Source organism: Ruegeria sp. YTSA105 (assembly GCF_059610225.1).
In genome coordinates this window covers 321,747-343,630 of the sequence record NZ_JBXWNE010000002.1, presented here as the reverse complement: position 1 = coordinate 343,630, position 21,884 = coordinate 321,747, and the positions used below count along the sequence as shown (strand labels likewise).

General features: G+C 56.3%; 26 protein-coding genes. 12 read left to right on the top strand and 14 right to left on the bottom strand.

Annotation, left to right across the window (positions count from 1 at the left end):
- Nucleotides 1-71: 71 nt before the first annotated feature.
- Complete coding sequence (gene parE / locus AC2FH2_RS04370) at nucleotides 72-2,030, bottom strand: DNA topoisomerase IV subunit B (RefSeq protein WP_496688559.1); 1,959 nt, start codon at nucleotides 2,028-2,030, stop codon at nucleotides 72-74.
- Nucleotides 2,031-2,244: 214 nt separating this feature from the next.
- A complete protein-coding gene (locus AC2FH2_RS04365; protein WP_246097118.1) occupies nucleotides 2,245-2,805 on the bottom strand; it encodes an NYN domain-containing protein in 561 nt (186 codons plus the stop codon).
- Nucleotides 2,806-3,070: 265 nt separating this feature from the next.
- Between AC2FH2_RS04365 and AC2FH2_RS04360 the strand changes: the two genes are divergently transcribed.
- Entirely contained in the window at nucleotides 3,071-3,679 is a 609-nt protein-coding gene (locus tag AC2FH2_RS04360; RefSeq protein ID WP_496713706.1) for a carboxymuconolactone decarboxylase family protein, read from the top strand.
- 3 nt (nucleotides 3,680-3,682) lie between these two features.
- Here the strand turns inward: AC2FH2_RS04360 and AC2FH2_RS04355 are convergent, their stop codons facing one another.
- Nucleotides 3,683-4,558 (bottom strand): alpha/beta fold hydrolase, encoded by an 876-nt coding sequence (locus tag AC2FH2_RS04355; protein WP_496677910.1) that lies wholly within the window; start codon nucleotides 4,556-4,558, stop codon nucleotides 3,683-3,685.
- 110 nt (nucleotides 4,559-4,668) lie between these two features.
- On the opposite strand from AC2FH2_RS04355, the gene ppk2 reads away from it, so the two are divergent.
- On the top strand, nucleotides 4,669-5,595 hold the full coding sequence (ppk2, locus tag AC2FH2_RS04350) for a polyphosphate kinase 2 (RefSeq protein WP_142632960.1): 927 nt from the start codon (nucleotides 4,669-4,671) through the stop codon (nucleotides 5,593-5,595).
- Nucleotides 5,596-5,699: 104 nt separating this feature from the next.
- Nucleotides 5,700-7,064: an MATE family efflux transporter gene (locus AC2FH2_RS04345; RefSeq protein WP_496677908.1), complete on the top strand. Its 1,365-nt coding sequence runs from the start codon at nucleotides 5,700-5,702 to the stop codon at nucleotides 7,062-7,064.
- A 7-nt stretch (nucleotides 7,065-7,071) separates the two neighbouring features.
- Here AC2FH2_RS04345 and AC2FH2_RS04340 read toward each other — a convergent pair whose 3' ends face one another.
- Entirely contained in the window at nucleotides 7,072-7,473 is a 402-nt protein-coding gene (locus AC2FH2_RS04340; RefSeq protein ID WP_281971859.1) for a hypothetical protein, read from the bottom strand.
- A gap of 11 nt (nucleotides 7,474-7,484) precedes the next feature.
- Complete coding sequence (locus AC2FH2_RS04335; RefSeq protein ID WP_496822978.1) at nucleotides 7,485-8,687, bottom strand: pyridoxal phosphate-dependent aminotransferase; 1,203 nt, start codon at nucleotides 8,685-8,687, stop codon at nucleotides 7,485-7,487.
- 92 nt (nucleotides 8,688-8,779) lie between these two features.
- Between AC2FH2_RS04335 and AC2FH2_RS04330 the strand changes: the two genes are divergently transcribed.
- The 3 genes from AC2FH2_RS04330 (at nucleotide 8,780) to AC2FH2_RS04320 (ending at nucleotide 10,001) form a co-directional block, all read left to right on the top strand.
- On the top strand, nucleotides 8,780-9,169 hold the full coding sequence (locus AC2FH2_RS04330; RefSeq protein ID WP_142632968.1) for a helix-turn-helix domain-containing protein: 390 nt from the start codon (nucleotides 8,780-8,782) through the stop codon (nucleotides 9,167-9,169).
- Nucleotides 9,170-9,201: 32 nt separating this feature from the next.
- Nucleotides 9,202-9,426: a succinate dehydrogenase assembly factor 2 gene (locus tag AC2FH2_RS04325; RefSeq protein ID WP_281971861.1), complete on the top strand. Its 225-nt coding sequence runs from the start codon at nucleotides 9,202-9,204 to the stop codon at nucleotides 9,424-9,426.
- A gap of 77 nt (nucleotides 9,427-9,503) precedes the next feature.
- Nucleotides 9,504-10,001 (top strand): MarR family winged helix-turn-helix transcriptional regulator, encoded by a 498-nt coding sequence (locus AC2FH2_RS04320; protein WP_271947897.1) that lies wholly within the window; start codon nucleotides 9,504-9,506, stop codon nucleotides 9,999-10,001.
- Here the strand turns inward: AC2FH2_RS04320 and AC2FH2_RS04315 are convergent.
- Genes AC2FH2_RS04315 through AC2FH2_RS04305 form a run of 3 tightly spaced genes read right to left on the bottom strand, consistent with a single transcriptional unit; the run spans nucleotide 9,995 to nucleotide 11,849 of the window.
- Nucleotides 9,995-10,723, bottom strand: coding sequence for a DUF1194 domain-containing protein (locus AC2FH2_RS04315; RefSeq protein ID WP_496822976.1), 729 nt, complete (start codon nucleotides 10,721-10,723; stop codon nucleotides 9,995-9,997). The genes AC2FH2_RS04320 and AC2FH2_RS04315 overlap by 7 nt on opposite strands.
- Complete coding sequence (locus tag AC2FH2_RS04310) at nucleotides 10,720-11,424, bottom strand: DUF1194 domain-containing protein (protein WP_496822974.1); 705 nt, start codon at nucleotides 11,422-11,424, stop codon at nucleotides 10,720-10,722. Before AC2FH2_RS04310 ends, AC2FH2_RS04315 begins: the two co-directional genes overlap by 4 nt.
- Nucleotides 11,421-11,849 carry a VOC family protein gene (locus AC2FH2_RS04305; protein ID WP_142632976.1) on the bottom strand — a complete coding sequence of 143 codons (429 nt, stop codon included), beginning with the start codon at nucleotides 11,847-11,849 and terminating at the stop codon, nucleotides 11,421-11,423. Before AC2FH2_RS04305 ends, AC2FH2_RS04310 begins: the two co-directional genes overlap by 4 nt.
- Before the next feature lie 175 nt (nucleotides 11,850-12,024).
- Between AC2FH2_RS04305 and thyX the strand changes: the two genes are divergently transcribed.
- Nucleotides 12,025-12,936 carry an FAD-dependent thymidylate synthase gene (gene thyX / locus AC2FH2_RS04300; protein WP_496822972.1) on the top strand — a complete coding sequence of 304 codons (912 nt, stop codon included), beginning with the start codon at nucleotides 12,025-12,027 and terminating at the stop codon, nucleotides 12,934-12,936.
- Nucleotides 12,937-13,372: 436 nt separating this feature from the next.
- Here the strand turns inward: thyX and AC2FH2_RS04295 are convergent, their stop codons facing one another.
- Nucleotides 13,373-13,579, bottom strand: coding sequence for a cold-shock protein (locus tag AC2FH2_RS04295; protein WP_142632979.1), 207 nt, complete (start codon nucleotides 13,577-13,579; stop codon nucleotides 13,373-13,375).
- A 216-nt stretch (nucleotides 13,580-13,795) separates the two neighbouring features.
- On the opposite strand from AC2FH2_RS04295, the gene AC2FH2_RS04290 reads away from it, so the two are divergent.
- Nucleotides 13,796-14,113: an ArsC/Spx/MgsR family protein gene (locus tag AC2FH2_RS04290; protein ID WP_142635075.1), complete on the top strand. Its 318-nt coding sequence runs from the start codon at nucleotides 13,796-13,798 to the stop codon at nucleotides 14,111-14,113.
- Nucleotides 14,114-14,154: 41 nt separating this feature from the next.
- Nucleotides 14,155-14,523, top strand: a complete 369-nt coding sequence (locus tag AC2FH2_RS04285) for a hypothetical protein (RefSeq protein WP_142632981.1) — start codon at nucleotides 14,155-14,157, stop codon at nucleotides 14,521-14,523.
- A 1-nt stretch (nucleotide 14,524) separates the two neighbouring features.
- Here AC2FH2_RS04285 and AC2FH2_RS04280 read toward each other — a convergent pair whose 3' ends face one another.
- From AC2FH2_RS04280 to thrS, 5 genes are all read right to left on the bottom strand, one after another.
- Nucleotides 14,525-15,043 carry a DoxX family membrane protein gene (locus AC2FH2_RS04280; protein WP_281971865.1) on the bottom strand — a complete coding sequence of 173 codons (519 nt, stop codon included), beginning with the start codon at nucleotides 15,041-15,043 and terminating at the stop codon, nucleotides 14,525-14,527.
- Nucleotides 15,040-15,801: an HvfC/BufC N-terminal domain-containing protein gene (locus tag AC2FH2_RS04275; RefSeq protein WP_496822970.1), complete on the bottom strand. Its 762-nt coding sequence runs from the start codon at nucleotides 15,799-15,801 to the stop codon at nucleotides 15,040-15,042. Before AC2FH2_RS04275 ends, AC2FH2_RS04280 begins: the two co-directional genes overlap by 4 nt.
- Nucleotides 15,798-16,655, bottom strand: a complete 858-nt coding sequence (gene bufB / locus AC2FH2_RS04270; protein ID WP_496822968.1) for an MNIO family bufferin maturase — start codon at nucleotides 16,653-16,655, stop codon at nucleotides 15,798-15,800. Before bufB ends, AC2FH2_RS04275 begins: the two co-directional genes overlap by 4 nt.
- Before the next feature lie 74 nt (nucleotides 16,656-16,729).
- Nucleotides 16,730-17,032 carry a BufA1 family periplasmic bufferin-type metallophore gene (locus AC2FH2_RS04265; protein ID WP_142632987.1) on the bottom strand — a complete coding sequence of 101 codons (303 nt, stop codon included), beginning with the start codon at nucleotides 17,030-17,032 and terminating at the stop codon, nucleotides 16,730-16,732.
- A 221-nt stretch (nucleotides 17,033-17,253) separates the two neighbouring features.
- Complete coding sequence (gene thrS / locus AC2FH2_RS04260) at nucleotides 17,254-19,212, bottom strand: threonine--tRNA ligase (protein ID WP_496822967.1); 1,959 nt, start codon at nucleotides 19,210-19,212, stop codon at nucleotides 17,254-17,256.
- Between the two features lie 218 nt (nucleotides 19,213-19,430).
- On the opposite strand from thrS, the gene AC2FH2_RS04255 reads away from it, so the two are divergent.
- The 3 genes from AC2FH2_RS04255 to AC2FH2_RS04245 are packed head-to-tail and all read left to right on the top strand — an operon-like array spanning nucleotide 19,431 to nucleotide 21,803.
- Complete coding sequence (locus AC2FH2_RS04255) at nucleotides 19,431-20,180, top strand: alpha/beta fold hydrolase (protein WP_281971870.1); 750 nt, start codon at nucleotides 19,431-19,433, stop codon at nucleotides 20,178-20,180.
- Entirely contained in the window at nucleotides 20,180-21,160 is a 981-nt protein-coding gene (locus tag AC2FH2_RS04250) for an alpha/beta hydrolase (RefSeq protein ID WP_496822965.1), read from the top strand. The genes AC2FH2_RS04255 and AC2FH2_RS04250 overlap by 1 nt, the downstream gene beginning before the upstream one ends.
- 28 nt (nucleotides 21,161-21,188) lie before the next feature.
- Nucleotides 21,189-21,803 carry a hypothetical protein gene (locus AC2FH2_RS04245; protein ID WP_496700637.1) on the top strand — a complete coding sequence of 205 codons (615 nt, stop codon included), beginning with the start codon at nucleotides 21,189-21,191 and terminating at the stop codon, nucleotides 21,801-21,803.
- The last annotated feature ends 81 nt before the right edge of the window (nucleotides 21,804-21,884 follow it).

Sequence of the window (21,884 nt, the reverse complement as noted above, 5' to 3'; positions counted from 1 at the left end):
GATTGCTCGGATTTCTTCCTTGGCGTTCATCTTTTTTTATGGGGGAAATCTATTATCGGCTGAAGCTCGTTTCAAACATCCAACTCCTCCACAAACCGTGCGTTCTCCTGAATGTATTGGAACCGCAGTTCGGGTTTTTTGCCCATCAGACGCTCGACTAGGTCGCCGGTCTCGCCAGGTTCGTCCTCGTCGATGGTGACCCGGATCAATTTCCGGGACGCGGGGTCCATGGTGGTTTCTTTCAGGTCCTTGGCGTCCATCTCACCCAGACCCTTAAAGCGTGAGACGTCGATCTTGCCTTTGCCGCCCAGACCTTTCTCCATCCAGGCGTCGCGCTCGGCCTCGTCCAGGCAATAGACGCGTTTGGCCCCTTGGGTCAGGCGGTACAGCGGCGGGCAAGCCAGATACAGGTGGCCTGCATCGATCATCGGGCGCATTTGGGTGAAGAAGAACGTCATCAGCAGCGCCGCGATATGCGCGCCGTCAACATCCGCGTCGGTCATGATGATGATCTTATCATAGCGCAGGTCATCGACGTTGAAACGGGTGCCGAGGCCCACACCCAGCGCCTGGGTCAGATCGTTGATCTCGGCATTGGTGCCCAGCTTGGAACTGGCCGCGCCCAACACGTTCAGGATTTTACCGCGCAGGGGCAGTAGCGCCTGTGTTTTGCGGTTACGGCCCATCTTGGCCGAGCCGCCCGCCGAGTCGCCCTCGACGATGAATAATTCGGTGCCGTCGCGGGTTGAACTGGAACAGTCCACCAGCTTGCCGGGGAGACGAAGTTTCTTAGTGGCGGACTTGCGCTGTGTTTCCTTCTCGGCCCGTCGGCGTAGACGTTCCTCGGACCTCAAAATGAGGAAATCGAGAATGGCGCCGGCGGATTTGTTATCCGCGGCCAGCCAGTTGTCGAAATGGTCACGGACCGAGTTTTCGACCAGCCGCTGTGCTTCGACCGTGGCGAGACGGTCTTTGGTCTGGCCGACGAATTCAGGCTCGCTGATAAAGCAGGACACCAGGGCGCAGCCGCCGGTGACCAGGTCGTCGCGGGTGATCTGCGCGGCCTTTTTGTTGTTGATCAGCTCGCCGTAAGCTTTGATGCCCTTGAGGACAGCGGCCCAGAAGCCTGCCACATGGGTGCCGCCTTCGGGCGTGGGGACGGTGTTACAGTAGGATTGGATGAACCCGTCGCGTGAGGGGGTCCAGTTGATCGCCCATTCGACCTTGCCAGCGGCATTGAATTTTTCCCGAAAGTCCACGGTGCCGGCAAAGGGCTGATCGGCATAGGTGGACGAGCCGTTCATCGTTTCCTTCAGGTAATCCGACAACCCGCCGGGGAAGTGGAACGTCGCCTCGGTGGGGGTTTCGCCGTCGTCGATGGCGGTTTTCCAACGGATTTCGACGCCCGAGAACAGGTAGGCCTTGGAGCGGATGGATTTGAACAGCCGCGCCGGTTTGAACTTGTGGTGGCCAAAGATGTCGGGATCGGCGTGGAAGGTCACCGTGGTGCCGCGCCGGTTGGGCGCTGCGCCAACCTTTTCAACCGGTCCCTGAGGTACTCCGCGCGAGAAGCGTTGTTCGAACAGCTGTTTGTCGCGGGCCACCTGAACAACCATGGAATCCGACAAAGCATTGACCACAGATGCACCAACCCCATGCAGACCGCCCGAGGTCTGATACGCCTTACCCGAGAACTTGCCGCCCGCGTGCAATGTGCACAGGATGACCTCAAGCGCGGATTTGTCGGGGAATTTCGGGTGCGGATCGATCGGAATGCCGCGCCCATTGTCGCGCACGGTCAGGGCGAAATCTGCGTGCAGTTCGACCTCGATCCGGTTGGCATGGCCTGCCACCGCTTCGTCCATCGAGTTGTCGAGGATTTCAGCGACCATATGGTGCAGCGCACGCTCATCCGTGCCGCCGATATACATGCCGGGGCGTTTGCGAACAGGTTCAAGACCTTCGAGCACCTCAATGGATGAGGCGTCATAGGTATTGGTCGCTTCGGGCGTCAACAGATCGTCGGGCATATGGGCTGCTCTTGTTTTTGAGTTTCCCCCATTATGGCAGGTGATGTGGTCCGGGGGAAGAGGGACGCGAGGTGTTGTAGATGGTTTGGGTCTTGGAAGCGCGAGGAGTAGGAGCGATGCTTTGGAATTGGACGTTCTGTGGTGTCTGTCTTTAGCTAAGTACAGACATACAAGCGAATACGTCAGGCAAAGCTACCCGCAAATTGGTGAGGTATCAAAGGGACAACCAAAGCATTCCGTCCTTGTAACCGCCGCGTATTGGTTTTCTGTCGTTTAGAACATCTTGGTAGTCATCAGCCCAATCGCGGAATCGGTCATTCGTAACGATGCTGGCTTGATAATCCCTGGCGGCTTGCAAGACTAATGGGTCTGCTGGTGTTCCTTTTGGAGCGACCATAACGCGATCTCTCGGTAGCCTAAGCTTGGACGCCAGATATTTGTCACTCATGTATCGATCAGAAATTTTGTATCCCACATTCGCATCAAAGACCACTCCGGGCGTTAGCCCTGCTTTGGTCAGTGCGATCGTGACCTCGCGAACGGTCTCGATACTTGGAACATCGTCCTTCCAGTGCATGACGTTTGATCCGTCAACGACTGCCCACTTTCTTGCTTTTTGAAAGCGCTTCAGCCAGTTTTTGAGTAGCAATACCACACTTGCCAATGAGCAGGGCCCAGCCAGCAATACCCAATCGGTGAGCCCGGGTTGCGTCAATGCGACGACGGTGCCTATCCCGGAGAGCACGAAGACAGTACAGAGTATGCGCAATTCCAAAATCTCTTTCGCAAAATTGATAGTCTATGTGACTGAAGCGAATAAAACACCGAAATGAAAATTGTAATATAGTGGGGCCCGGGGCGACGTGGTGTTGGGTTTGGCGCTATGTGCACCCCAAAACGTTGTATAATAATCCCGAACCTTGTGTATCTATCTGGTTCGATGCCCCGAGGTACTAAAAGCTCTGCTTTTTACCTCGCAACGCTCAGTTTTCGCTTCTAGTCTTTTCGCGAAGCTGAACAACAGTAACAAGGCATGCTAAATGAGCTGGATCAATACCATTCCTTTCGAACAAGCTACGGGCAAGCTGCGCAAGCTGTATGAGCGGGTGACCGGCCCCGACAACAATGTCGACAACATCATGATGGCGCATTCCTTGCGGCCGCATTCGATGGAAGGACATATGGCGTTGTACAAGAATGTGCTGCACCATTCGGCCAATCAGATTCCCAAGTGGTTTCTCGAAACTCTGGGTGTCTGGGTCAGTTCTCTGAACAACTGCGGGTACTGTGTCGAGCATCATTTCAACGGGTTGCAAAGGCTGTTAGGCGACGAAGTGCGCGGTAATGCAATCCGTGCCGCGATCGAAGCTGGGACACCTGAAAGCGCACCATTGGAGGCTGCTCAGGTTGCGGCCATGCTGTATGCGCGCAAGCTGACGCAGGCCCCTGCAGAATTGGTGGAAGGTGACATCGCCGCCCTACGCAAGGCGGGGTGGGATGATGGAGAAATCCTCGAGATCAATCAGGTCTGCGCCTATTTCGCCTATGCTAACCGCACCGTTCTGGGGCTGGGATGTTCTACCGATGGTGACATTCTGGGGCTGTCCCCCAATAACTCGGCTGATCCTGCCGATTGGGGGCATAAATAGGCCTCAGCCGTCTGTCCACTCAATGATTGCCTGTGCCATTGCTTCGGGCTTCTGGTGGTGTAACCAGTGATCCGTGCCCGGAATATCGACTCGTGTGAGGTCGGGCGCGAAATCTTCCAGACCGTCTGTCGCCTCGGGCAGCAGCGCTTTGTCATCGGAGCCCCATAGCAAAAGATGTGGGCAACGAACCATCAGCCGCTCGACCGGAAGCCGGGGCAGGTCTGTGCAGGGCTCGCCCGGTTTCGCCACAACCAGCGGAGAGGCCCGATACCAGTTCAGCATGGCATTCAGACGACCGGGACGGGCCCATTCAGTTCGATAGTCCTCCATTCGGGCATCGGACAGCCAGTCCAAGCCCATCCCGTGGCGAAAGAAACTTTCCAAGCGGGTAAAATTGTTCGCGGCAAAGTGTGTTGCGGCATCAGGGGCCCGTAGCGCGTTAATATATTGAGAGGCCGCGGATTGTGCGCCGCCCGATGCCATAGCCCGTTGGAAGGGCACCGGGTGAACGCCGTTTGCGATGATCAGGCGACCGACGAGATCTGGGCGGAACATGGCCAGGCCATAGGCGACCGCGGCGCCCCAGTCATGGCCCAGAACACTGATTGGCGTATCCAGACCTTCGACAAGTGCGATCATATCCGAGACCAGCTCGGACGTGGCATATTGGCCGACACCCTCTGGTGCCCAGCTTTGGCCGTAACCGCGTTGATCAGGGGCAATGCAATGGAAATGAGATGCCAGATGTGGCGCCAGATCGGCCCATGCCCCACCATATTCCGGAAAGCCGTGCAGCATCAGCAAGGGTGGCAGGTCGGATGACCCCCAACGGCGAATATGAAACCTCTGGCCATTCAGGATCTGAAATCGGGTTTCCATGTTTCTTGGCCTTTTCGCCGTATAAGTGAATTTGTTTTGACCCCAATCAAAGCGCGAAAGCTTCGGTTCTGCTAGCCGTTTTTTCGAACAGTGAAAAAAGGAGAATATGAATGGATGCAGCTGCGCAACCCGAGCAAAATCTACCACGCGTAAATGACGAAACACCTGTTGCAGGTGCTGTTTCCGAGCCAAGCCCGGAAAAGATCCGCAAGGCATTCGAAAGCGGAAGATATCCCTATCATCGCAAGATGCCCCGGCGGGTCTATGAGGCCGAGAAGGCCAAACTGCAGGCTGAGTTGCTTAAGGTTCAGCTGTGGGCGCAGGAAACCGGTCAACGGTTCGTATTGCTGTTCGAAGGGCGCGATGCGGCTGGTAAGGGCGGTACAATCAAACGGTTTATGGAACACCTAAACCCCCGTCAGGCGCGCGTGGTCGCCCTTAACAAACCCACCTGGGAAGAAAAGGGCCAATGGTACTATCAGCGCTATGTGCACGAGCTTCCCACCGTTGGTGAAATGGTGTTCTACGACCGCTCTTGGTACAACCGCGCCGGGGTCGAGAGGGTGATGGGGTTCTGTTCTCCGAACGAGTACCTAGAGTTTATGCGCCAGACGCCAGAGCTTGAACGGATGTTGGTGAGGTCGGGAATTCAGCTTTACAAATACTGGTTTTCGGTCACGCAACCCGAACAACAGCGGCGGTTTCAAAGCCGTGAGACCGATCCGTTGAAGCAATGGAAACTATCTCCGATCGACAAGGCAAGCCTTGGCAAATGGGATGACTATACCGAGGCGAAAGAGGCGATGTTCTTTTATACAGACACCGCTGATGCGCCCTGGACCATCGTGAAATCGAATGACAAAAAACGCGCTCGTCTGAACTGTATGCGCCACTTTCTGTCGACACTTGATTACCCGGACAAGGATCACGGCATTGTTGGCGAGCCCGATCCTTTGATCGTGGGTCAGGCGCATCATGTGATCCACCGATCCGAGCATATTCTGGGCAACGCGCTGCATCCTGACGCCCGCTGCTAGGCCTAAGGTTCGGGGCAGGGCACCTGTCCCGGATCCATGTCTCACTCTGAAATTTCTCTGTTCCGGTCTTGTCCCGGCCTTTCGCCGGGCCTATGGCTGGTGGAATGAATAAGGTGATGACATATCAAGGCCATTTCCGTGCCATTGCCGTCCTGGGCCTGCCATTGGTTGGCGGGCATCTGGCGCAGTTCGCAATCGGTCTGACGGACACGATCATGCTTGGCTGGTACGGGGTCGAAGCTTTGGCGGCGGTCACGTTGGCCAGCAGCTTTTACTTTGTCCTGTTCCTGTTCGGGGGCGGGTTCGGTCTGGCCGTTATGCCAATGGTGGCAACAGCCGCTGCCGAAGACGATGAAACCAGCATTCGCCGTTCGACCCGCATGGGGCTCTGGTTGTCGTTGCTATATGCAGCAGTGGTAATGCCATTGCTGTGGTGGTCATACCCGATCTTGATCGCCACAGATCAGGATCCACAGGTGGCGGAAACTGCATCGGAATACCTGCGGGTTGCAGGCTGGGGTCTGTTCCCCGCTCTGGTGGTAATGGTCTTGAAGTCCTACCTTGCGGCGTTGGAGCGAACCCAGGTTGTTTTGTGGATCACTGTTGCTGCTGCGGTGGTGAACGGTCTGACCAACTATGCTTTGATCTTTGGCAACTGGGGTGCGCCTGAACTGGGCGTGATGGGCGCCGCTATCGCTTCGGTCGTGACGCAGACCGTGTCGTTAATTGCGGTTATCATCTATGCTGTAAAAGTTCTGCCCGAGCATAGCCTGTTCCAAAGGTTTTGGCGGCCCGACTGGGAGATGCTGCTGAGCGTTCTGAAGCTAGGCATACCCATCGGGCTGACCCTGCTGGCCGAAGTGTCTCTGTTCGCGATGTCGGCCTTTATGATGGGCTGGATCGGTCAGGTGCCGCTGGCGGCGCATGGGATCGCTCTGAACCTCGCCTCGGCGACATTCATGGTGCATCTGGGCCTGTCCAACGCTGCCACGATCCGGGCGGGCAATGCGCTTGGCCGCAAGGACCGCGCGCATCTGGAAAAAGGTGCCGTCGCCGTGACAGGGATGTCCCTTGTGGTGTCTATCCTGACAATCATCCTGTTCCTGACCTGCGCCGAGCCTCTGATTTCCGTATTTGTGGAACCGCAGGATCCGAAACGCCCCGAGATTCTGGCCATAGGTACCGGGTTGCTGGCCATGGCTGCGTTGTTCCAGCTGGTGGACGGTGCACAGGTGATCGCGCTGGGCCTATTGCGCGGATTGCAGGATGCCAAGGTGCCAATGGTCATGGCGGGGCTAAGCTATTGGGTCGTCGGAATTCCGGCGTCCTACTATTTTGGGTTCATCCGCGGCATGGAGGGCGTCGGTGTCTGGTTGGGCCTTGTGCTGGGTCTTGCCTGTGCCGCCGTACTGTTGATGGCGCGCTTCTGGTTGCGATCAGTGCGTATAATCGCTGAACCGGCAGCGTGAAGGCAAATTAGCCATTGTTCAGCCGGTCGGCTTTCTTCCGAACCAATACGCTGCGCAGATCATGCATCGCCAGTAGTAGCCGGTCCGTAACGTCCTCGAGCTGTTGGTCAGTCGCTTTGGACTGGGCCCACTGTGTGGTTAGGTTCAGATAGTCCACCGCGCGGTGAATATCGTCGATATCGCGCTGCGCCAGAAGATCTTTACGTTCTGCCATCCAGCGCTCGATTTCGGCCTGATCCGCCTCAGTCAGAGCGCGCTGACCCTGCGGCTTCACCTCTCCATTGCGGATGTTGATGACCGCGATCTGGTTCATTTCAATCCGACGTTGGCGGTTTTCCGTGTCGATCCGGAAAACCGCGGCACCGTTTTCGCGTATGCGGAAATAGTACTCAGGCAATTCGGCAGTCATAAGGTCTCCGATCAGGTCAGCGAAGCGCAAAACCTCTGAATGCGCGTGCAGGCTTCGGTCAGCGCTTCATCTGACGTAGCATAGCTGACGCGGAAGTTGGGGGACAACCCAAACGCAGCGCCGAAGACGACTGCAACGTCAGCCTCCTCCAAAAGCGTGGTTGCGAAGGCTTCGTCTGTGTCGATCAAAGTGCCTGCAGGCGTGGTCTTTCCGATCAACCCGGAAATGGAAGGGTAGACGTAAAACGCACCTTCCGGAGTTGGGCAGGTCACTCCTTCGATCTGGTTCAGCATGCTGATGACCAGATCACGGCGGCGTTTGAACGTTTCATTGTTCGGGGCCAGAAAGGACTGTGTACCGTTCAGCGCCTCTACCGCCGCCCATTGGCTGATCGAGCAGGGGTTCGAGGTCGATTGAGACTGAACCTTGCGCATTGCCGCAATCAATTCGGCAGGCCCTGCTGCATAGCCAATCCGCCAGCCAGTCATAGCATAGGCTTTGGATACACCATTGCAGGTCAGGGTGCGGTCATAAAGCCTGGGCTCGACTTCTGCCGGTGTGCAGAACTCAAACCCGTCATAGGCCAGATGCTCGTACATATCATCCGTCATTACCCAAACATGCGGGTGCCTGATCAGGACATCGGTCAAAGCTCTCAATTCCGCACGGCTATACCCTGCACCGGTTGGGTTGGACGGAGAGTTGAAGATGAACCATTTGGTCCTTGGTGTAATTGCTGCCTCAAGCTGTTCAGCGGTTAGTTTGAAACTGTTCTCCAGGGTCGTTTCAACTGTCACAGGCGTTCCCCCGGCCAGAAGAACCATATCGGGATAGCTGACCCAATAAGGTGCAGGTATGACCACCTCATCGCCCGCGTTCATGGTGGCCATCAGCGCGTTATACAGCGTCTGCTTGCCACCGGTTCCGACCGAGATCTGAGCAGGCGAATAGTCCAGTCCATGATCACGTTTCATCTTGGCGCAAACCGCCTGCTTCAGCTCTGGTATGCCATCGGGCGCGGTGTATTTGGTCTTTCCAGCAGCGATGGCCGCCACCGCAGCATCCTTGATGTTTTGGGGCGTGTCGAAATCTGGCTCCCCGGCGCTTAGGCCGATTACGTCTCGTCCGGCTGCCTTTAATTCGGCCGCCTTGGCTGTCATCGCGATTGTTGGAGATGGTTTTACGCGTGACAGTGTCGCAGACAGGAAACTCATGGTCGGCCTCAGTTTGTATGTTTAGCCTGACTGTCATAGGGTGCGCCTGAACGACGATCAAGCGATATAAAACAAGAGATTTGGAGACCCCGATGAACGACGAAAATGACTGGTACGGACCCGACGCGGCGACATTCGGAGACCGGCTGGCAGGGGCGCGTGAAGCAGCGGGGATGACGCAGGCACATCTGGCCCGCAGGCTGGGTGTCAAGAAGTCTACGATTGCCGCCTGGGAAAATGATCTGTCTGAGCCCCGGGCCAACCGACTGTCGATGATGGCAGGCATGATCAACGTTTCGATCATGTGGCTTCTCACCGGCGAGGGCGACGGGATGGACGCCCCTGTCGAGGCTGGAGAAAACGCACCTGACCTTGCCGGAATCGTATCCGAGCTTCGTTCAATCCGAGGCGAGATGCGCGCCAGCGCCGAGCGGGCTGCAAGACTGGAGAAACGTGTGCGCATGATGCTGGAGGCGGAATAGTGGTCGAACCGCGCAATGTCAGGATCAAACGGATGAAAATGCGTTCCATGCGACGCGGCATCAAAGAGATGGATCTGATTCTGGCTGCCTATGCAGACCGCAATCTGGACTCCATGGATGCAACAGGGCTGGATGTTTACGACGCCCTGTTGCACGAGAATGATCAGGACCTGTATCAATGGGTCACCGGTCAGGTCCTGCCACCTGCCCAATTCTCGGACCTTGTTTCCGAAATCGCACAAACCTTTCAAAAATAAAGATTATCCGGCTTAACTGATTTTTCGGCTTTTCGCTTCATTCTGCCTGAAACTGCGCGAATGAATCGGAGGATCGTATGAGTTTGGAAATGCAGGTCTCCGCGCCGGGGGTCAAAGGCTTCATGACCAGCTATCTTGAGGCACTTGCTCTAGTTGAGCGGCTTCATCGTTTGTTGTTGGACGTTATCAAAGATGAGTTTGAACGGGTCGGTGTTCTTGAGATCAACGCGGTTCAAGCGTTGCTTTTGTTCAATATCGGAGATCATGAGGTTACCGCTGGTGAATTGAAAAGCCGCGGCTACTATCAAGGCAGCAATGTCAGCTACAACCTCAAAAAATTGGTCGAGATGGGGTATATGCACCACCAGCGTTGCGAAATAGACCGCCGTTCGGTGCGTGTCCGGTTGACGCCACAGGGCCGGGAAATCCGCGATATCGTCTCCGAGCTGTTTTCGAGACATGCCGAAGGTCTACAATCGCGCGGCGTGCTTGGACAGGAAGGGATCGAAGACATTACCGGAGCATTGCGGCGGGTAGAACGGTATTGGACGGACCAGATCCGCTATATCTACTGATGCTTGGTCGGCCTCTGTCCCGCATCCGATAGGGTCAGGCCTTCAAGTTCGCGGATCAGTTTACGGGTCATTGCTTCTTCGTAATCGTCAAAGCCCAGGGCAACCTCAACAAAGGCGCCGGGGCCAAGGATGACCCATGCTTTGAAATAGGCCAGCAGCTCTCCGACCTGAACATAGCGGGTGCTACCGATGTCAGGGTCGTCGGCACCGATGACCAGTCCATTGATCGTGATACCGTCGTCAGAGAGCGTCTGTTTCGCATTTCTTGGGTGCAGGCCGATATTGTGCTTTCCGTCCCCCGACAGATCCAATGTCCGCTTCCAGCAATCGGGTTTCTGGCCCAAAAGCTCGGCACCGAACAGCATGGCGGACCCGACGGCGGTTCCTTGCGGAGCGCCGCTGCGTTTCACATGGTCGAGCAGGGTGGCTATGCGCTCCAGATCGAGGTCCGATTGTACTGCGGTCCAGCCCAATAACAGGCGTTGGTGGCCGGGTTCGCTCCACTCATAAATCGCGATGTGTACCGGGTTTGCTGTGTTTGAAAGAAAGAGTTGCTTAATCTCGGGCCTGCGCAAAGAACCTGCCAAGCCGCCAAGCTGCAACCGGTATTCCGAGCTGTCGACTGATCCCGACACATCCAGGCCCAAAGCCAAAGCATGGCGGCATTCTGATGCCGCTGAGGTGGCCAATATGCTGACTATCGTTGCAAGCGCACGTATCATCGCTGGCCGGGGCCCGACAATGCACCGACCTGCATACCTTTTAGTTCGCGTTCAAGTTTGCGCCGCATAGCGCGTTCGAAATCCTGGAACCCGTCGGCGATTTCCAGAAACGCGCCGGGGCCGTACAGGACATTGTTTTCAAAGAAGGGAATCAGGTACAGTTCGCCTTCGAAATCAGCGGCATTGATGACCAGGCCATTCACAATCGTATTCTCAAAGGGAAAATGCCGATAGGCGGAATCCGGGCCATATCCATCGTTGTTCGAACCGTCACCTGACAGATCAATGGTTTGAAAAAGACATGTCGGGGCCTGCTGCATCAGCGTCGCCCCAAAGGCCAGCGCATACCCCATCGCCGTGGCCGAGTCGCTGTCTGATCGGACCGATTGCTGTATCGTGGTCGCTGCCACCAGCAAATCGGTCTGCGTGTTGATCATCGTCCAGCCCAGTATGATGTGCTGAACGTCCCGGCCGCTCCATTCATAAACAGCCAGCGCGACCGGCATCGGCGAGGAAAAGAAGGCCTCGGTCACCTCGGGAGCAACCAACGCTGCGGCAAGGCCCTGCCTTTGCAGCGCGTCCTCTTCTGCGCTTACCGATGTTGAAATGTCCATTGCCAGCGCAAGCGCAAGGCGACAGGGCTCGGCCCGCAGGGGGCTGGCTAAAAAGGCTAGGCCCAGTGTGATCAACCAGCGGATCACCAGTGCCCGGTGCTTTCCATGCTGGCCCAGGGTTCGGCCGGTTCCAGCGCATCACCGTTTTGTAGCAACTCTACCGAGATATTGTCGGGTGACCGCACAAACGCCATTCGGCCGTCGCGCGGTGGCCGGTTGATCACGACTCCATTGTCCTGCAGATGCTGACAGGTTTCATAAATATTGTCGACACCATAGGCGAGATGGCCGAAATGGCGGCTGTCGTTGGGCAGATCGTCATCCCCATCCCAGTTATAGGTCAACTCGATTGGTCGATCCTCTTGCCCAGCGGGAGCCATGAAGATCAGGGAAAACCGCCCCTGTTCGCTGTCATAGCGGCGCGTTTCCTTAAGGCCCAGCAACTTGTAAAACGCCATGGATTTGTCCAGGTCCTTCACGCGAACCATGGTGTGGAGGTAAGTGAGCCCCATTGCGGGTTCCTTTCTGTTTCGGTGATGCCCTGCACCTTAGCGCGCGTACATCACGTGTCGAGAGGCCGCACGGACACAATTCTGAAAATGCAAATGTGGGCGCACATATCGCGGTTCCTGTCTTTTGATTGGCGATATATAGTGGCAGGCGACTCATTGCTGGAAAGGAAATTTCATGCCGCTGTCCTCTGACCAACTGGCCGAGATCGAAGCGCAACGGGCGCAATCGCATCCAACACGCCGTGTTGTAGCTGCGGGGATGGAGGAACACCTGTACACGGCGCATCAGGTTCTGGACCACGGTTTTGTGCGCGTGATCGACTATATGGGTGATGACGCTGCGATTTGTCAGGCCGCACGCGTGTCCTATGGCAAGGGCACCAAATCAGTGCAAAATGACGAAGGGTTGATCCGCTATCTGATGCGGCACTGGCACTCGACCCCGTTTGAGATGTGCGAGATAAAGTTGCACGTCAAGTTACCGGTTTTTGTCGCGCGACAGTGGATTCGGCACCGGACAGCGAATGTGAATGAATATTCGGCGCGCTATTCGATTTTGGACCGTGAATTCTATATCCCGGCACCCAAGCACGTGTCCGCGCAGTCCGAGATCAACAATCAGGGTCGCGGCGATACGTTGCAGGGCGAAGAAGCCGCGCGCGTCCTTGAGATTTTGAAAGCTGACAGCGCGCGTTGTTATGACAATTACGAGGCGATGATGGGTCAGGACGGGCAGCAAGGGCTTGCGCGTGAACTGGCGCGGATGAACCTTCCGGCGAATATCTACACGCAATGGTACTGGAAGGTTGACCTGCACAACCTGTTCCACTTCCTGCGTCTTCGCGCGGATCCTCATGCCCAATACGAAATTCGTGTTTACGCCGATGCCATGTGCAAGATCGTCGCTGATTGGGTGCCGGCCGCCTATAAGGCGTTTGAAGATTACCGCCTGGGTGCGGTCAATCTTTCCGCGCAGATGGTCGACAGCCTGCGTCGGATGTTGGCCGGAGAGACGGTCACTCAGGAAAACTCGGGCATGACCGGGCGGGAATGGCGTGAGTTCGAGGCGATCATCAAGGAAAGTTGAGTGCGCTTGCGGTCTGTCTATACGGGGCGTCATGAAATGGTTGCGATCGTTTCATGACACTTTCAGTTTTGATCAAAACCGGTTGTCTGACCCTGTTCCTGCCTCGCGTGGCACAGGCCGAGTCCCCCCATCGTCGATGGTGATTTGCGAACCCACGGCTAAGTTGCACCAAAAATTTGCGCTCCAGTTCACCTCTGAGCGGGCAAGAGCCGGGATGTGCGATCCTGAACAACTGATGGAAGTGTGGACTAAATAATCCGGCAACTGGACGATGGTGGTCACCTGTGCGACCAGTACGTCCTGAATCGTGCCATGTGGAAAAATTGAACCACGCGCCCCGAAAGCAGCAGGGAGCAAGAATAGGCACATCACTTTCGATGGCCAACGGCCTGAAATTGGCCGTTGTCCTGATTTTCGTACCCGCAGTAACGGGATTTTACAGTGGCTTCAAATCTGAAGCCATTTGTCGGCCGTCACGTCCGTCTTCCAGTTCGTAAGCGACCTTCTGATTGTCAGCGAGTCCGGTAAGACCAGATCTTTCAACGGCCGAGATGTGAACAAATACGTCCTTGCCGCCTTCATCAGGGGCAATAAACCCATAGCCTTTGGTGGTATTGAACCATTTCACGGTGCCAGTTGGCATTTCCCGTGTCTCCTTCTACTTGCACGTTGTCCCACAAAATTGGTGGGGGTAGCGATTGACGTAACCGCAACACATCACCGTCTCGTCCACACGACACGGCCCGAATTACGTGTTTCGTCTTTTTCAACATTGCACGGTGAAGTAAAAAATCAAGAAATACCGGAATACACTGGCGAATTTGCCCATTATCAAGATCGAAACAGGAGCAGCCTGAAAATGCGCGTATATGGATTGAAGACTTGCGATACTTGCCGTAAGGCTTTGAAATCGCTTGAGGGTTCGGATTTTATCGATGTTCGCGCGCAAGGTGTGCCGGATGCGGTACTGGCGCAGGCCCTAAAACGTTTCGGCGAGGCTTTGCTCAATACCAGGTCGACAACATGGCGCGGGTTGGATGCAGAGCAGCGCAAAAAAGAGCCGCTGGAACTCTTGCAGGAACACCCAACCTTAATGAAGCGACCGCTTGTTGAGAAAGACGGTGCACTCTATCTGGGCTGGACGGCTGAAACGCAGGCAGCCCTTGGCGTTGGCTGAGTGGGTACTTATGTGGTTGGTCGCAAGCTAGAGGGTTCTAAATGCGTAACGCAGCGATGATTTTAGGGGTAGTTGCCGGTCTGATCGGCATGTTGGTCGGGTTTGTTGGCTATGGATATGTCGAGTTGATCGACAGGTTTGGCGAAATCGACGGGATTGCCGAGCAGGTGGACAATGCGCAGTTGATCCGAACCGCGGCGATCCTTGCGCCTTTATTGGCTATTGCGGGCGGGGCGATGGCACATGCCCGCGCTCTGATTGGTGGCGTGTTGCTGCTGATTTCTGCGGCTGGGATGTATTATGCGTTCGGGTTCAATGTGTTCACCATGTTCCCGGTCGCCTTTGCCGCCGTGGCGGGTCTCCTTGGGCTGGCCGCGGGTAAACCGGACGAGCCCAAGGCACATTTCTGAGTTACTTCAGGCGCAGGATGCGATCGATCGAGATCGGGCCTGCGCCGTTTATCGCGATGACCAGAAACAGGAAAGTCCACATCACGCGCTGATCCATCAAAGTAAGTGCGTTGTCGAACAGGCCTCCCAGTTTGACGCCATGACCGGTCACGTCGACAATGGTCTGGACCCAAACAAACCCAATCATCCCAAGGGCTGCCACCCGGGTCAGCAGGCCGATCAGCAACAAGGCTGGCAGGACAAATTCGGCGGCTGTTCCCAGAAAGATTACGACGCGTTGGAAAAAAGTCATCTGGGTTACGTCATAAAGTACGGCCTCTGCCGCTTTGGGGAAAATCTGCCCAAACGCCCCCGCTGACGGAGAGAAAATCGATCCGTCGATTTTCAGGGTGGCTGAGTTCCAGTAGTAGACAAGCAACACGGCAACAAAGACAAGACGCGCCAGGGTTGGTGTCAGCCAGTTGGCCGAGCTGTCGATCCGTCCCAGGACGTTGTTATGAAGAGAGATCAGGGCAGTCATGTTGCCAGCCTTTCAATAGTCACAGAAGTGATAGCGCCGCCCTGTAACAGCAGCGCCAGAGTGGCCCCAAGATCAAAATCCGGGGTGGTTTCGGTAGTTTTTTCAAATGCCTGTCCGATTGTGTTTCCGGCCTGCATCGCGGCGATCCAACCCGCCCCGCCTTGCGGCAGGGCCTGAGGAACAGGGTCATATTCGCGGCGCGTGATCAGGGTATCTTCAGCACCAGCTTGGGGTTTCGGTGCGCCGTCTTCGGTATTGAACCGCCATATCGAAAAGATGGGCCAGTCCGAGCGCAAGATCTGCATCGAAGGTGCGAATTCCAATCGGGCCCGGAAAAGATCTTCGGGTGGCACGGCTAATGCGTCGTCCGGCGCTGGCACGCTGTCCTCCGCGTGGTAAGATCGGCGAAGGGCCAGTTCCAGTCGCGCCACATCGGGCAGGTACCCGATATGCGACAGCTGATCCATCCCGGCCAGGAAATCCGGAAACGCTTCGCCATAGAACATCATCAACGGCGAGGTTGGTGGGTGGCTGCGCAGAAAAAGCCCGGCCAACCCGTCCATGTTTTGCGAACCCAGCAACTTGGCGATAACCGGGAAGGCCTTATGCATGGCTTCGGTCAGCGAAACGGCAACATTGTTGCGATAAACACTGAAACGCCGTCCCGCCGGCTGATCCGACGCGTCTACAAGGCCCTCAGGCACCGACATGGCTGGATCCAGCAAAGCCAGGTGAAACTCTTCTTGCGACACGCTCATGCTGGAATGCGGTCCAGTGCCGCTTGGGCGCGATCGGCTTCTGCGCACAAGACAGGCCAATCAGGGACGTCGGTATCCCATTCCACAAGAACAGGTTTTGGTCCCGATTGTTCAAGCACATAGTTCAGAAGCGCCCAAACCGGATCAACCACTTCTCGCCCGTGGCTATCGATCAGCAAGGGAAGCCCGTGGTCGTCTTCATCCTCATCATGCCCGCCAAGGTGGATCTCACCGACCTTGTCCAGCGGATAGGCGTCGATATAGCTCTGCGGTGAGAAGTCGAGATTTGTCGCCGATACGAAAACGTTATTCACATCCAGCAAGAGCCCGCATCCGGTGCGGCCCGAAATTTCGCGCAGGAAGTCGGGTTCGGACCACGTGCTTTCATCAAATGCTAGATAGCTTGACGGGTTTTCAAGTAGCATCTGTCGCCCAACGACATTCTGAACTTGGTCGATATGATCGCAAATCCGTGCAAGGGTTGCGTCGGTATAGGGCAGGGGCAACAGATCATTCAGGAAGTGGCTGTCATGTGTCGACCAGGCCAGATGTTCGGAAAAGCTGGCGGGGTTGAGCCAGCCGACGAGGTGTTTCAAACGGGCCAGGTGGTCGGTATCCAGCGGGCCTTCACCGCCGATGGACAGGCCAACGCCGTGGACGGAAATCGGGAAGTGTTCCGACAAGTGCCGCAGCTGTGCCAGCGGGCGGCCACCATCGCCCATGTAATTCTCGGCGTGGATTTCCAGCCATGCGACCGGTTGCGGGTGATCCAGAATCTGCTGGAAATGCTGAGGCTTATAGCCGACGCCTGGTGCCGCAGGCAGCCTGTTCGATCGGATTGTGCTGTCCAGCATCTGGTAACCTCGCGGTCTTGAAAAAAGAGGCGGGCGATACTTGCCCGCCCCTCAGATTTGGCAAAAACTCAGGCTTATGCCGGCAGGTCACGCTCCAGCGGCTCGAGCGATCCCTTGCGGGCAGCGCCGTCAGCTGACTGAGGCAGGTCGATATCGGCGCAGGTGCCGGCATCTACCAGCGTCCAGGCATTGCCCTGATAATCAACAGTCGAGGTGCCCGCGCACGTGGTGCCAGGACCGGCGGCACAATCGTTCTGACCGGCCAGAGAAACGCCATAGCACTTTTCTTTGGCTTGTGCGGATGCGGTTGTGGCCATGCCTGAAACGGCTGCGGCTACGGCGCTTGCGATGACAAGGGATTTAGCGGTGTTCGACATCTCGGTTATCCTTTTGATGACTGCGTATGTCTGTGTTCGACAATGACAAAGGTAATGGGTTGCAGGTCACAGTTGAATTCACGAGCCTGTGTCTCACGAGCCCGTCAATGACTGTCATGACATCTTGCAAACTAATAGTTTGTTTTAGAAGAGATAAAACGCAAATGTTTCAATCCGGCCCCTCAGAGGGGGCCGGATTTTGTGCAATTTGCCGCTGATTGTTACAGCAGGTCGGGCGGCGTAGCGGCCCGCGACAGTTCATTTGTTACAGCCTCAAGCGGCTGCACTTGTGTCTGTTTCTCACCAAGACGACGGACACTGACCGTGCGGTCCTCAACTTCACGGTGACCGACGGCCAGAATGACCGGAACTTTGCCGACCGAGTGTTCACGAACCTTATAGTTGATCTTTTCGTTGCGGATGTCCGCCTCGGCTCGGACACCTGCGGCCTTGAGTGTCTCAACCACTTCCTGCACGTAACCGTCAGCCTCGGAGGTGATCGAAGCGACCACGACCTGACGCGGGGCCAGCCAGAAGGGCAATTTGCCCGCGTGTTCTTCGATCAGGATGCCGATGAACCGTTCGAACGAACCCAGCGTTGCACGATGCAGCATGAAGGGGCGGTGCTTCGATCCGTCCGCGCCAATGAAATTGGCGTCCAGCCGCTCGGGCAGGTTGGGGTCCACCTGAAGGGTGCCGCATTGCCAGGTACGGCCGATCGCGTCGGTCAGGGTGAATTCAAGCTTGGGTCCGTAGAAGGCGCCTTCGCCTTCGAGAAGCTCATAGTCGTATCCTGCGGCCTTGCAGGCGTCACCTAGGGCTTTTTCGACCAGATCCCAGCTATCATCCGACCCGATGCGTTTTTCCGGGCGCGTCGAGAGCTTGATGGTCCAATCATGGAAACCGAGATCGGCATAGACCTTCGACAGAAACGCGATGAATTTTGCGGTTTCAGATTCGATCTGATCTTCGGCGCAGAAAATATGCCCATCGTCCTGGGTAAAGCCGCGCACCCGCATGATACCATGCAGCGCGCCAGAGGGTTCGTACCGCGCGCAAGACCCGAACTCGGCCATGCGCAGAGGCAGATCGCGATAGGATTTCAGACCCTGATTGAACACCTGCACGTGGCAGGGACAATTCATCGGCTTCAGGGCGTTCACGGCCTTTTCACGGGCATGTTCCTCGTCGACTTCGACGATGAACATGTTTTCCTGATACTTGTCCCAGTGGCCCGAGGCTTCCCACAATTTGCGGTCAACAACCTGCGGTGTGTTGACTTCGACATAGCCGTCACGTTCCTGCATGCGGCGCATATAGTCCTGCAGGGTGGTATAGATCTTCCAGCCATTCGGATGCCAGAAGATCTGGCCCGGAGCCTCTTCCTGCATGTGGAACAGGTTCATTTCTCGGCCCAGCTTGCGGTGGTCACGCTTGGCAGCCTCTTCCAGCATGTGCAGGTGCGCTTTTAGCTTTTCCTTGCCGGTAAAAGCCACGCCATAGATGCGTTGCAGCATCGCACGGTCGCTGTCACCACGCCAATAGGCGCCAGCAATGCTCATTAGCTTGAACGCATCGCCCGGAACCTGGCCGGTATGCTGCAGATGCGGACCGCGGCACAGGTCCTGCCAGTCGCCGTGCCAATACATGCGCAGCGGCTCGTCACCTGGGATGGCGTCGATCAGTTCGACCTTATAGGGCTCGTTGTTTTCGGTGTAGAAATCAATCGCGCGCTGACGGTCCCAGACCTGGGTGGTCACGGTGTCGCGTTTGTTGATGATTTCCTTCATCTTTTTCTCAATCGCGCCGAGGTCTTCGGGCGTAAATGGCTCGGCCCGGTCGAAATCGTAGTACCAGCCGTTTTCGATGACGGGGCCGATGGTGACTTTGGTATCGGGCCAGATCTCCTGCACGGCGCGGGCCATGATATGAGCCAGGTCGTGGCGGATCAGTTCGTTTGCCTGATCTTCATCTTTCATGGTGTGCAGGGCGATTTCGGCATCAGATTCAATGGGCCATTGCAGATCCCAATGCTGGCCATTCACCGTGGCTGAGATGGCCTTTTTGGCCAGTGAGGTCGAGATGTCGGCGGCCACCTGCGCAGGGGTTACACCCACGTCATAGGATCGTGCATTGCCGTCAGGAAAAGTGAGAGAGATTGACTGTGCGTCCAAGGCCATGGCTGGCTCTCCTCGTCGGTTTGGCGCCCACTGAACGCCCGGTTGCGGGTTATGTTGTGTTCGCTTCATTTGTCAGGTGGGGGTGGACCTGTCAAGGGCCGGCGCGAGGGGCCAGCCCTTCGCGCTCCCCGAGGTATTTTTGGCCAGATGAAGGGGGATCTGGGAATTGCACTTGGGGGTGGGGCGTGCATGATATCGGAAAAAGAAAAGAGGGTGTCATGGCAGCGACGAATTTTCTGGAAACGGCGCAGGGACGGCGGCTGGCCTATCATAAAAGCGAGGGCATCGGGCCGACCATCGTGTTTCTGGGCGGGCTCAAATCCGATATGGAAGGCACCAAGGCGGTGCATTTGGAGGCCTGGGCGAAGGGGCGTGGCCATTCATTTCTGCGGTTCGACTATTCAGGTCACGGTGAAAGCGGGGGCACGTTCGAAGAAGGATGCATTGGTGACTGGCATGAGGATACGCTGGCCGCGATCACGGAATTGACGGATGGGCCGCTGATTGTTGTCGGCTCGTCCATGGGGGGGTGGCAGGCGCTGCTGTTGGCCAAAGCGCTGCCAGATCGGATTCAGGGAATGGTGACCATCGCTGCTGCGCCGGATTTTACCGAGGACGGGTATTGGGCTTCATTCTCGGAAAACCAGAAACAGGCACTGGAAACTGTTGGCCATGTCGAGCTGCCTTCGGACTATATGGAGCCTTACATCGTGACCAAACGGATGATTGAAGATGGTCGCCAACATTTGGTCCTGCGCAAGCCTCTGCATATGCCTTTTCCCGTGCGGTTTTTGCAAGGTACCGAAGACACAGCGGTTTCAACCGGAACAGCTGTGCGCCTGATTGAACATGCGTTCGGGCCCGATATGCGCCTGTCATTGATCAAGCACGCCGATCATCGCTTTTCGGATGGCCCATGCCTGGGGTTGATCGAACAAGCCGTTCTCGATGTGATGGCAGCCCAATAATGCGGATATTGGGTCGCGTTTTTCTGACATTGATCGTTGCGTTTGGCCTGATCTATTGGTTTGGCCCGCGTGAGAAGGTTGATCTGGCCCCAACATTTGACGCGCGCAAATTCGGTGAAGGGGTGCAGGTCTATTTCGAAAGTGTGGAATCTGCATTCGCCGACATCATTCCGGGGGTCGAAAAGCGAGTTTTTTGGCAAGAGGGCTATAAAGAGCAGCGAACACCTGTTTCGATTCTGTATCTGCACGGGTTTTCTGCATCATCCGAAGAGATCCGACCGGTTCCCGATCTGCTCGCCGAAACGTTGGGCGCCAATCTGGTCTACACGCGGTTGCAGGGTCATGGTCGCGGGGGGGATGCAATGGGTGAGGCGACGGCCTCGGGTTGGATGCAGGATCTTGCCGAAGGGCTGGCTGCTGCACGGGCGGTTGGGGAAAAGGTCGTGGTGATTTCGACATCAACCGGCGGCACGTTGGCAGCTGCGGCCGCACTGAATGAAGAGCTGAGCCAAAACGTTGCAGGGATCGTATTTGTTTCTCCGAATTTCGGCGTTAAAGCGGCCGGAGCATGGATACCCGGATTGCCTTGGGCGCGCATCTGGTTGCCCCTGATGATGGGTGAAACCCGGGGCGTCGCAGGGGTGAACCCGGAAATGAACAAATTCTGGTCGGCGGTCTACCCTTGGCAGGCTGTGGTGCCGATGACAGTGCTGGTGGATGTGGTCTATGCGCTGGATTTTTCAGACGCAAAGGTTCCCGCGTTGTTCTGGTTCTCGAATGAAGATCAGGTCGTGCGTGCCGACCTGACCCACGAGATTGCCAAGGCATGGGGCGCCCCTGCGTCGGTTGAGCTGGTAACAATGGGGCCCGGGGACGATCCTAATTCCCATGTGATCGCCGGGCGGTTGATGTCTCCGGGGCAGACCGACGAAGTGGTGGCTGGTATCCTGAGATGGTTGAAAACCTTGGGGATCGAGTGAGGAAGAAATAATGCGCAGACCAGGCAGTATGTGGAGCCTTGAAACCCTCGGTCGTGTGCGTCTGTCCCGTCATTTTTTCATGCGTGATTTTCTGTATTCGGAAATAAGCAATTTTCACGAAAAGCAGAATTTTCCAGACGATCCCAACCTTGCCATCGAAACCGGAAAGGCGCTTTGTGAAACCCTGCTGGACCCGCTTGAGGAGACCTTTGGCCGGATTGCCGTACGATCCGGCTATCGCTCGGCATCATTGAACCGTTTCGGCAATGAAAACCGGCTGAATTGCGCGCGAAATGATAACCCGCTGGAATGTCACATCTGGGATCGCGCGGTGGGTGATGATCGGATTGCCGGTGCATCGGTCGTGATCCCATGGTTTGCGGATCAATATGAGGCGGGGCGGGATTGGCGGGATTTGGCGTGGTGGATGCACGACCATCTGGATTATTCCGAAATCTGGTTCTTTCCAAAACTCTGTGCTTTCAATCTGGTCTGGAGGCCTGTGCCTCATAAGCGCATCGACAGCTATATCGCGCCGCGGGGCTGCCTTCTGCGCCCAGGAGGCGCGCCTGGCGAGGGTGACCTTGAGCGGCAAAGACGATATGCGGACTTCCCCGCTTTTCGCGGTATCCGCTACCCCTGAACTTTAACTTGCCGAACCATACAAAACCTCTCATCCTGAAACTAATGACGACGATTTGAGTGACTTTTCCAAAGGAGGCGT

Coding starts and splice junctions, on each gene's coding strand:
- parE (WP_496688559.1), bottom strand. CDS start 2,030: ATGCCCGACGATCTGTTGACGCCCGAAGCGACCAATACCTATGACGCC.
- AC2FH2_RS04340 (WP_281971859.1), bottom strand. CDS start 7,473: ATGACTGCCGAATTGCCTGAGTACTATTTCCGCATACGCGAAAACGGT.
- AC2FH2_RS04250 (WP_496822965.1), top strand. CDS start 20,180: ATGCGGATATTGGGTCGCGTTTTTCTGACATTGATCGTTGCGTTTGGC.
- AC2FH2_RS04290 (WP_142635075.1), top strand. CDS start 13,796: ATGCGCGTATATGGATTGAAGACTTGCGATACTTGCCGTAAGGCTTTG.
- AC2FH2_RS04275 (WP_496822970.1), bottom strand. CDS start 15,801: ATGAGCGTGTCGCAAGAAGAGTTTCACCTGGCTTTGCTGGATCCAGCC.
- AC2FH2_RS04255 (WP_281971870.1), top strand. CDS start 19,431: ATGGCAGCGACGAATTTTCTGGAAACGGCGCAGGGACGGCGGCTGGCC.
- thyX (WP_496822972.1), top strand. CDS start 12,025: ATGCCGCTGTCCTCTGACCAACTGGCCGAGATCGAAGCGCAACGGGCG.
- AC2FH2_RS04330 (WP_142632968.1), top strand. CDS start 8,780: ATGAACGACGAAAATGACTGGTACGGACCCGACGCGGCGACATTCGGA.
- AC2FH2_RS04280 (WP_281971865.1), bottom strand. CDS start 15,043: ATGACTGCCCTGATCTCTCTTCATAACAACGTCCTGGGACGGATCGAC.
- AC2FH2_RS04325 (WP_281971861.1), top strand. CDS start 9,202: ATGAAAATGCGTTCCATGCGACGCGGCATCAAAGAGATGGATCTGATT.
- AC2FH2_RS04355 (WP_496677910.1), bottom strand. CDS start 4,558: ATGGAAACCCGATTTCAGATCCTGAATGGCCAGAGGTTTCATATTCGC.
- AC2FH2_RS04345 (WP_496677908.1), top strand. CDS start 5,700: ATGAATAAGGTGATGACATATCAAGGCCATTTCCGTGCCATTGCCGTC.
- AC2FH2_RS04305 (WP_142632976.1), bottom strand. CDS start 11,849: ATGGGGCTCACTTACCTCCACACCATGGTTCGCGTGAAGGACCTGGAC.
- AC2FH2_RS04245 (WP_496700637.1), top strand. CDS start 21,189: ATGTGGAGCCTTGAAACCCTCGGTCGTGTGCGTCTGTCCCGTCATTTT.
- AC2FH2_RS04335 (WP_496822978.1), bottom strand. CDS start 8,687: ATGAGTTTCCTGTCTGCGACACTGTCACGCGTAAAACCATCTCCAACA.
- AC2FH2_RS04265 (WP_142632987.1), bottom strand. CDS start 17,032: ATGTCGAACACCGCTAAATCCCTTGTCATCGCAAGCGCCGTAGCCGCA.
- AC2FH2_RS04295 (WP_142632979.1), bottom strand. CDS start 13,579: ATGCCAACTGGCACCGTGAAATGGTTCAATACCACCAAAGGCTATGGG.
- bufB (WP_496822968.1), bottom strand. CDS start 16,655: ATGCTGGACAGCACAATCCGATCGAACAGGCTGCCTGCGGCACCAGGC.
- ppk2 (WP_142632960.1), top strand. CDS start 4,669: ATGGATGCAGCTGCGCAACCCGAGCAAAATCTACCACGCGTAAATGAC.
- AC2FH2_RS04320 (WP_271947897.1), top strand. CDS start 9,504: ATGAGTTTGGAAATGCAGGTCTCCGCGCCGGGGGTCAAAGGCTTCATG.
- AC2FH2_RS04285 (WP_142632981.1), top strand. CDS start 14,155: ATGCGTAACGCAGCGATGATTTTAGGGGTAGTTGCCGGTCTGATCGGC.
- AC2FH2_RS04315 (WP_496822976.1), bottom strand. CDS start 10,723: ATGATACGTGCGCTTGCAACGATAGTCAGCATATTGGCCACCTCAGCG.
- thrS (WP_496822967.1), bottom strand. CDS start 19,212: ATGGCCTTGGACGCACAGTCAATCTCTCTCACTTTTCCTGACGGCAAT.
- AC2FH2_RS04360 (WP_496713706.1), top strand. CDS start 3,071: ATGAGCTGGATCAATACCATTCCTTTCGAACAAGCTACGGGCAAGCTG.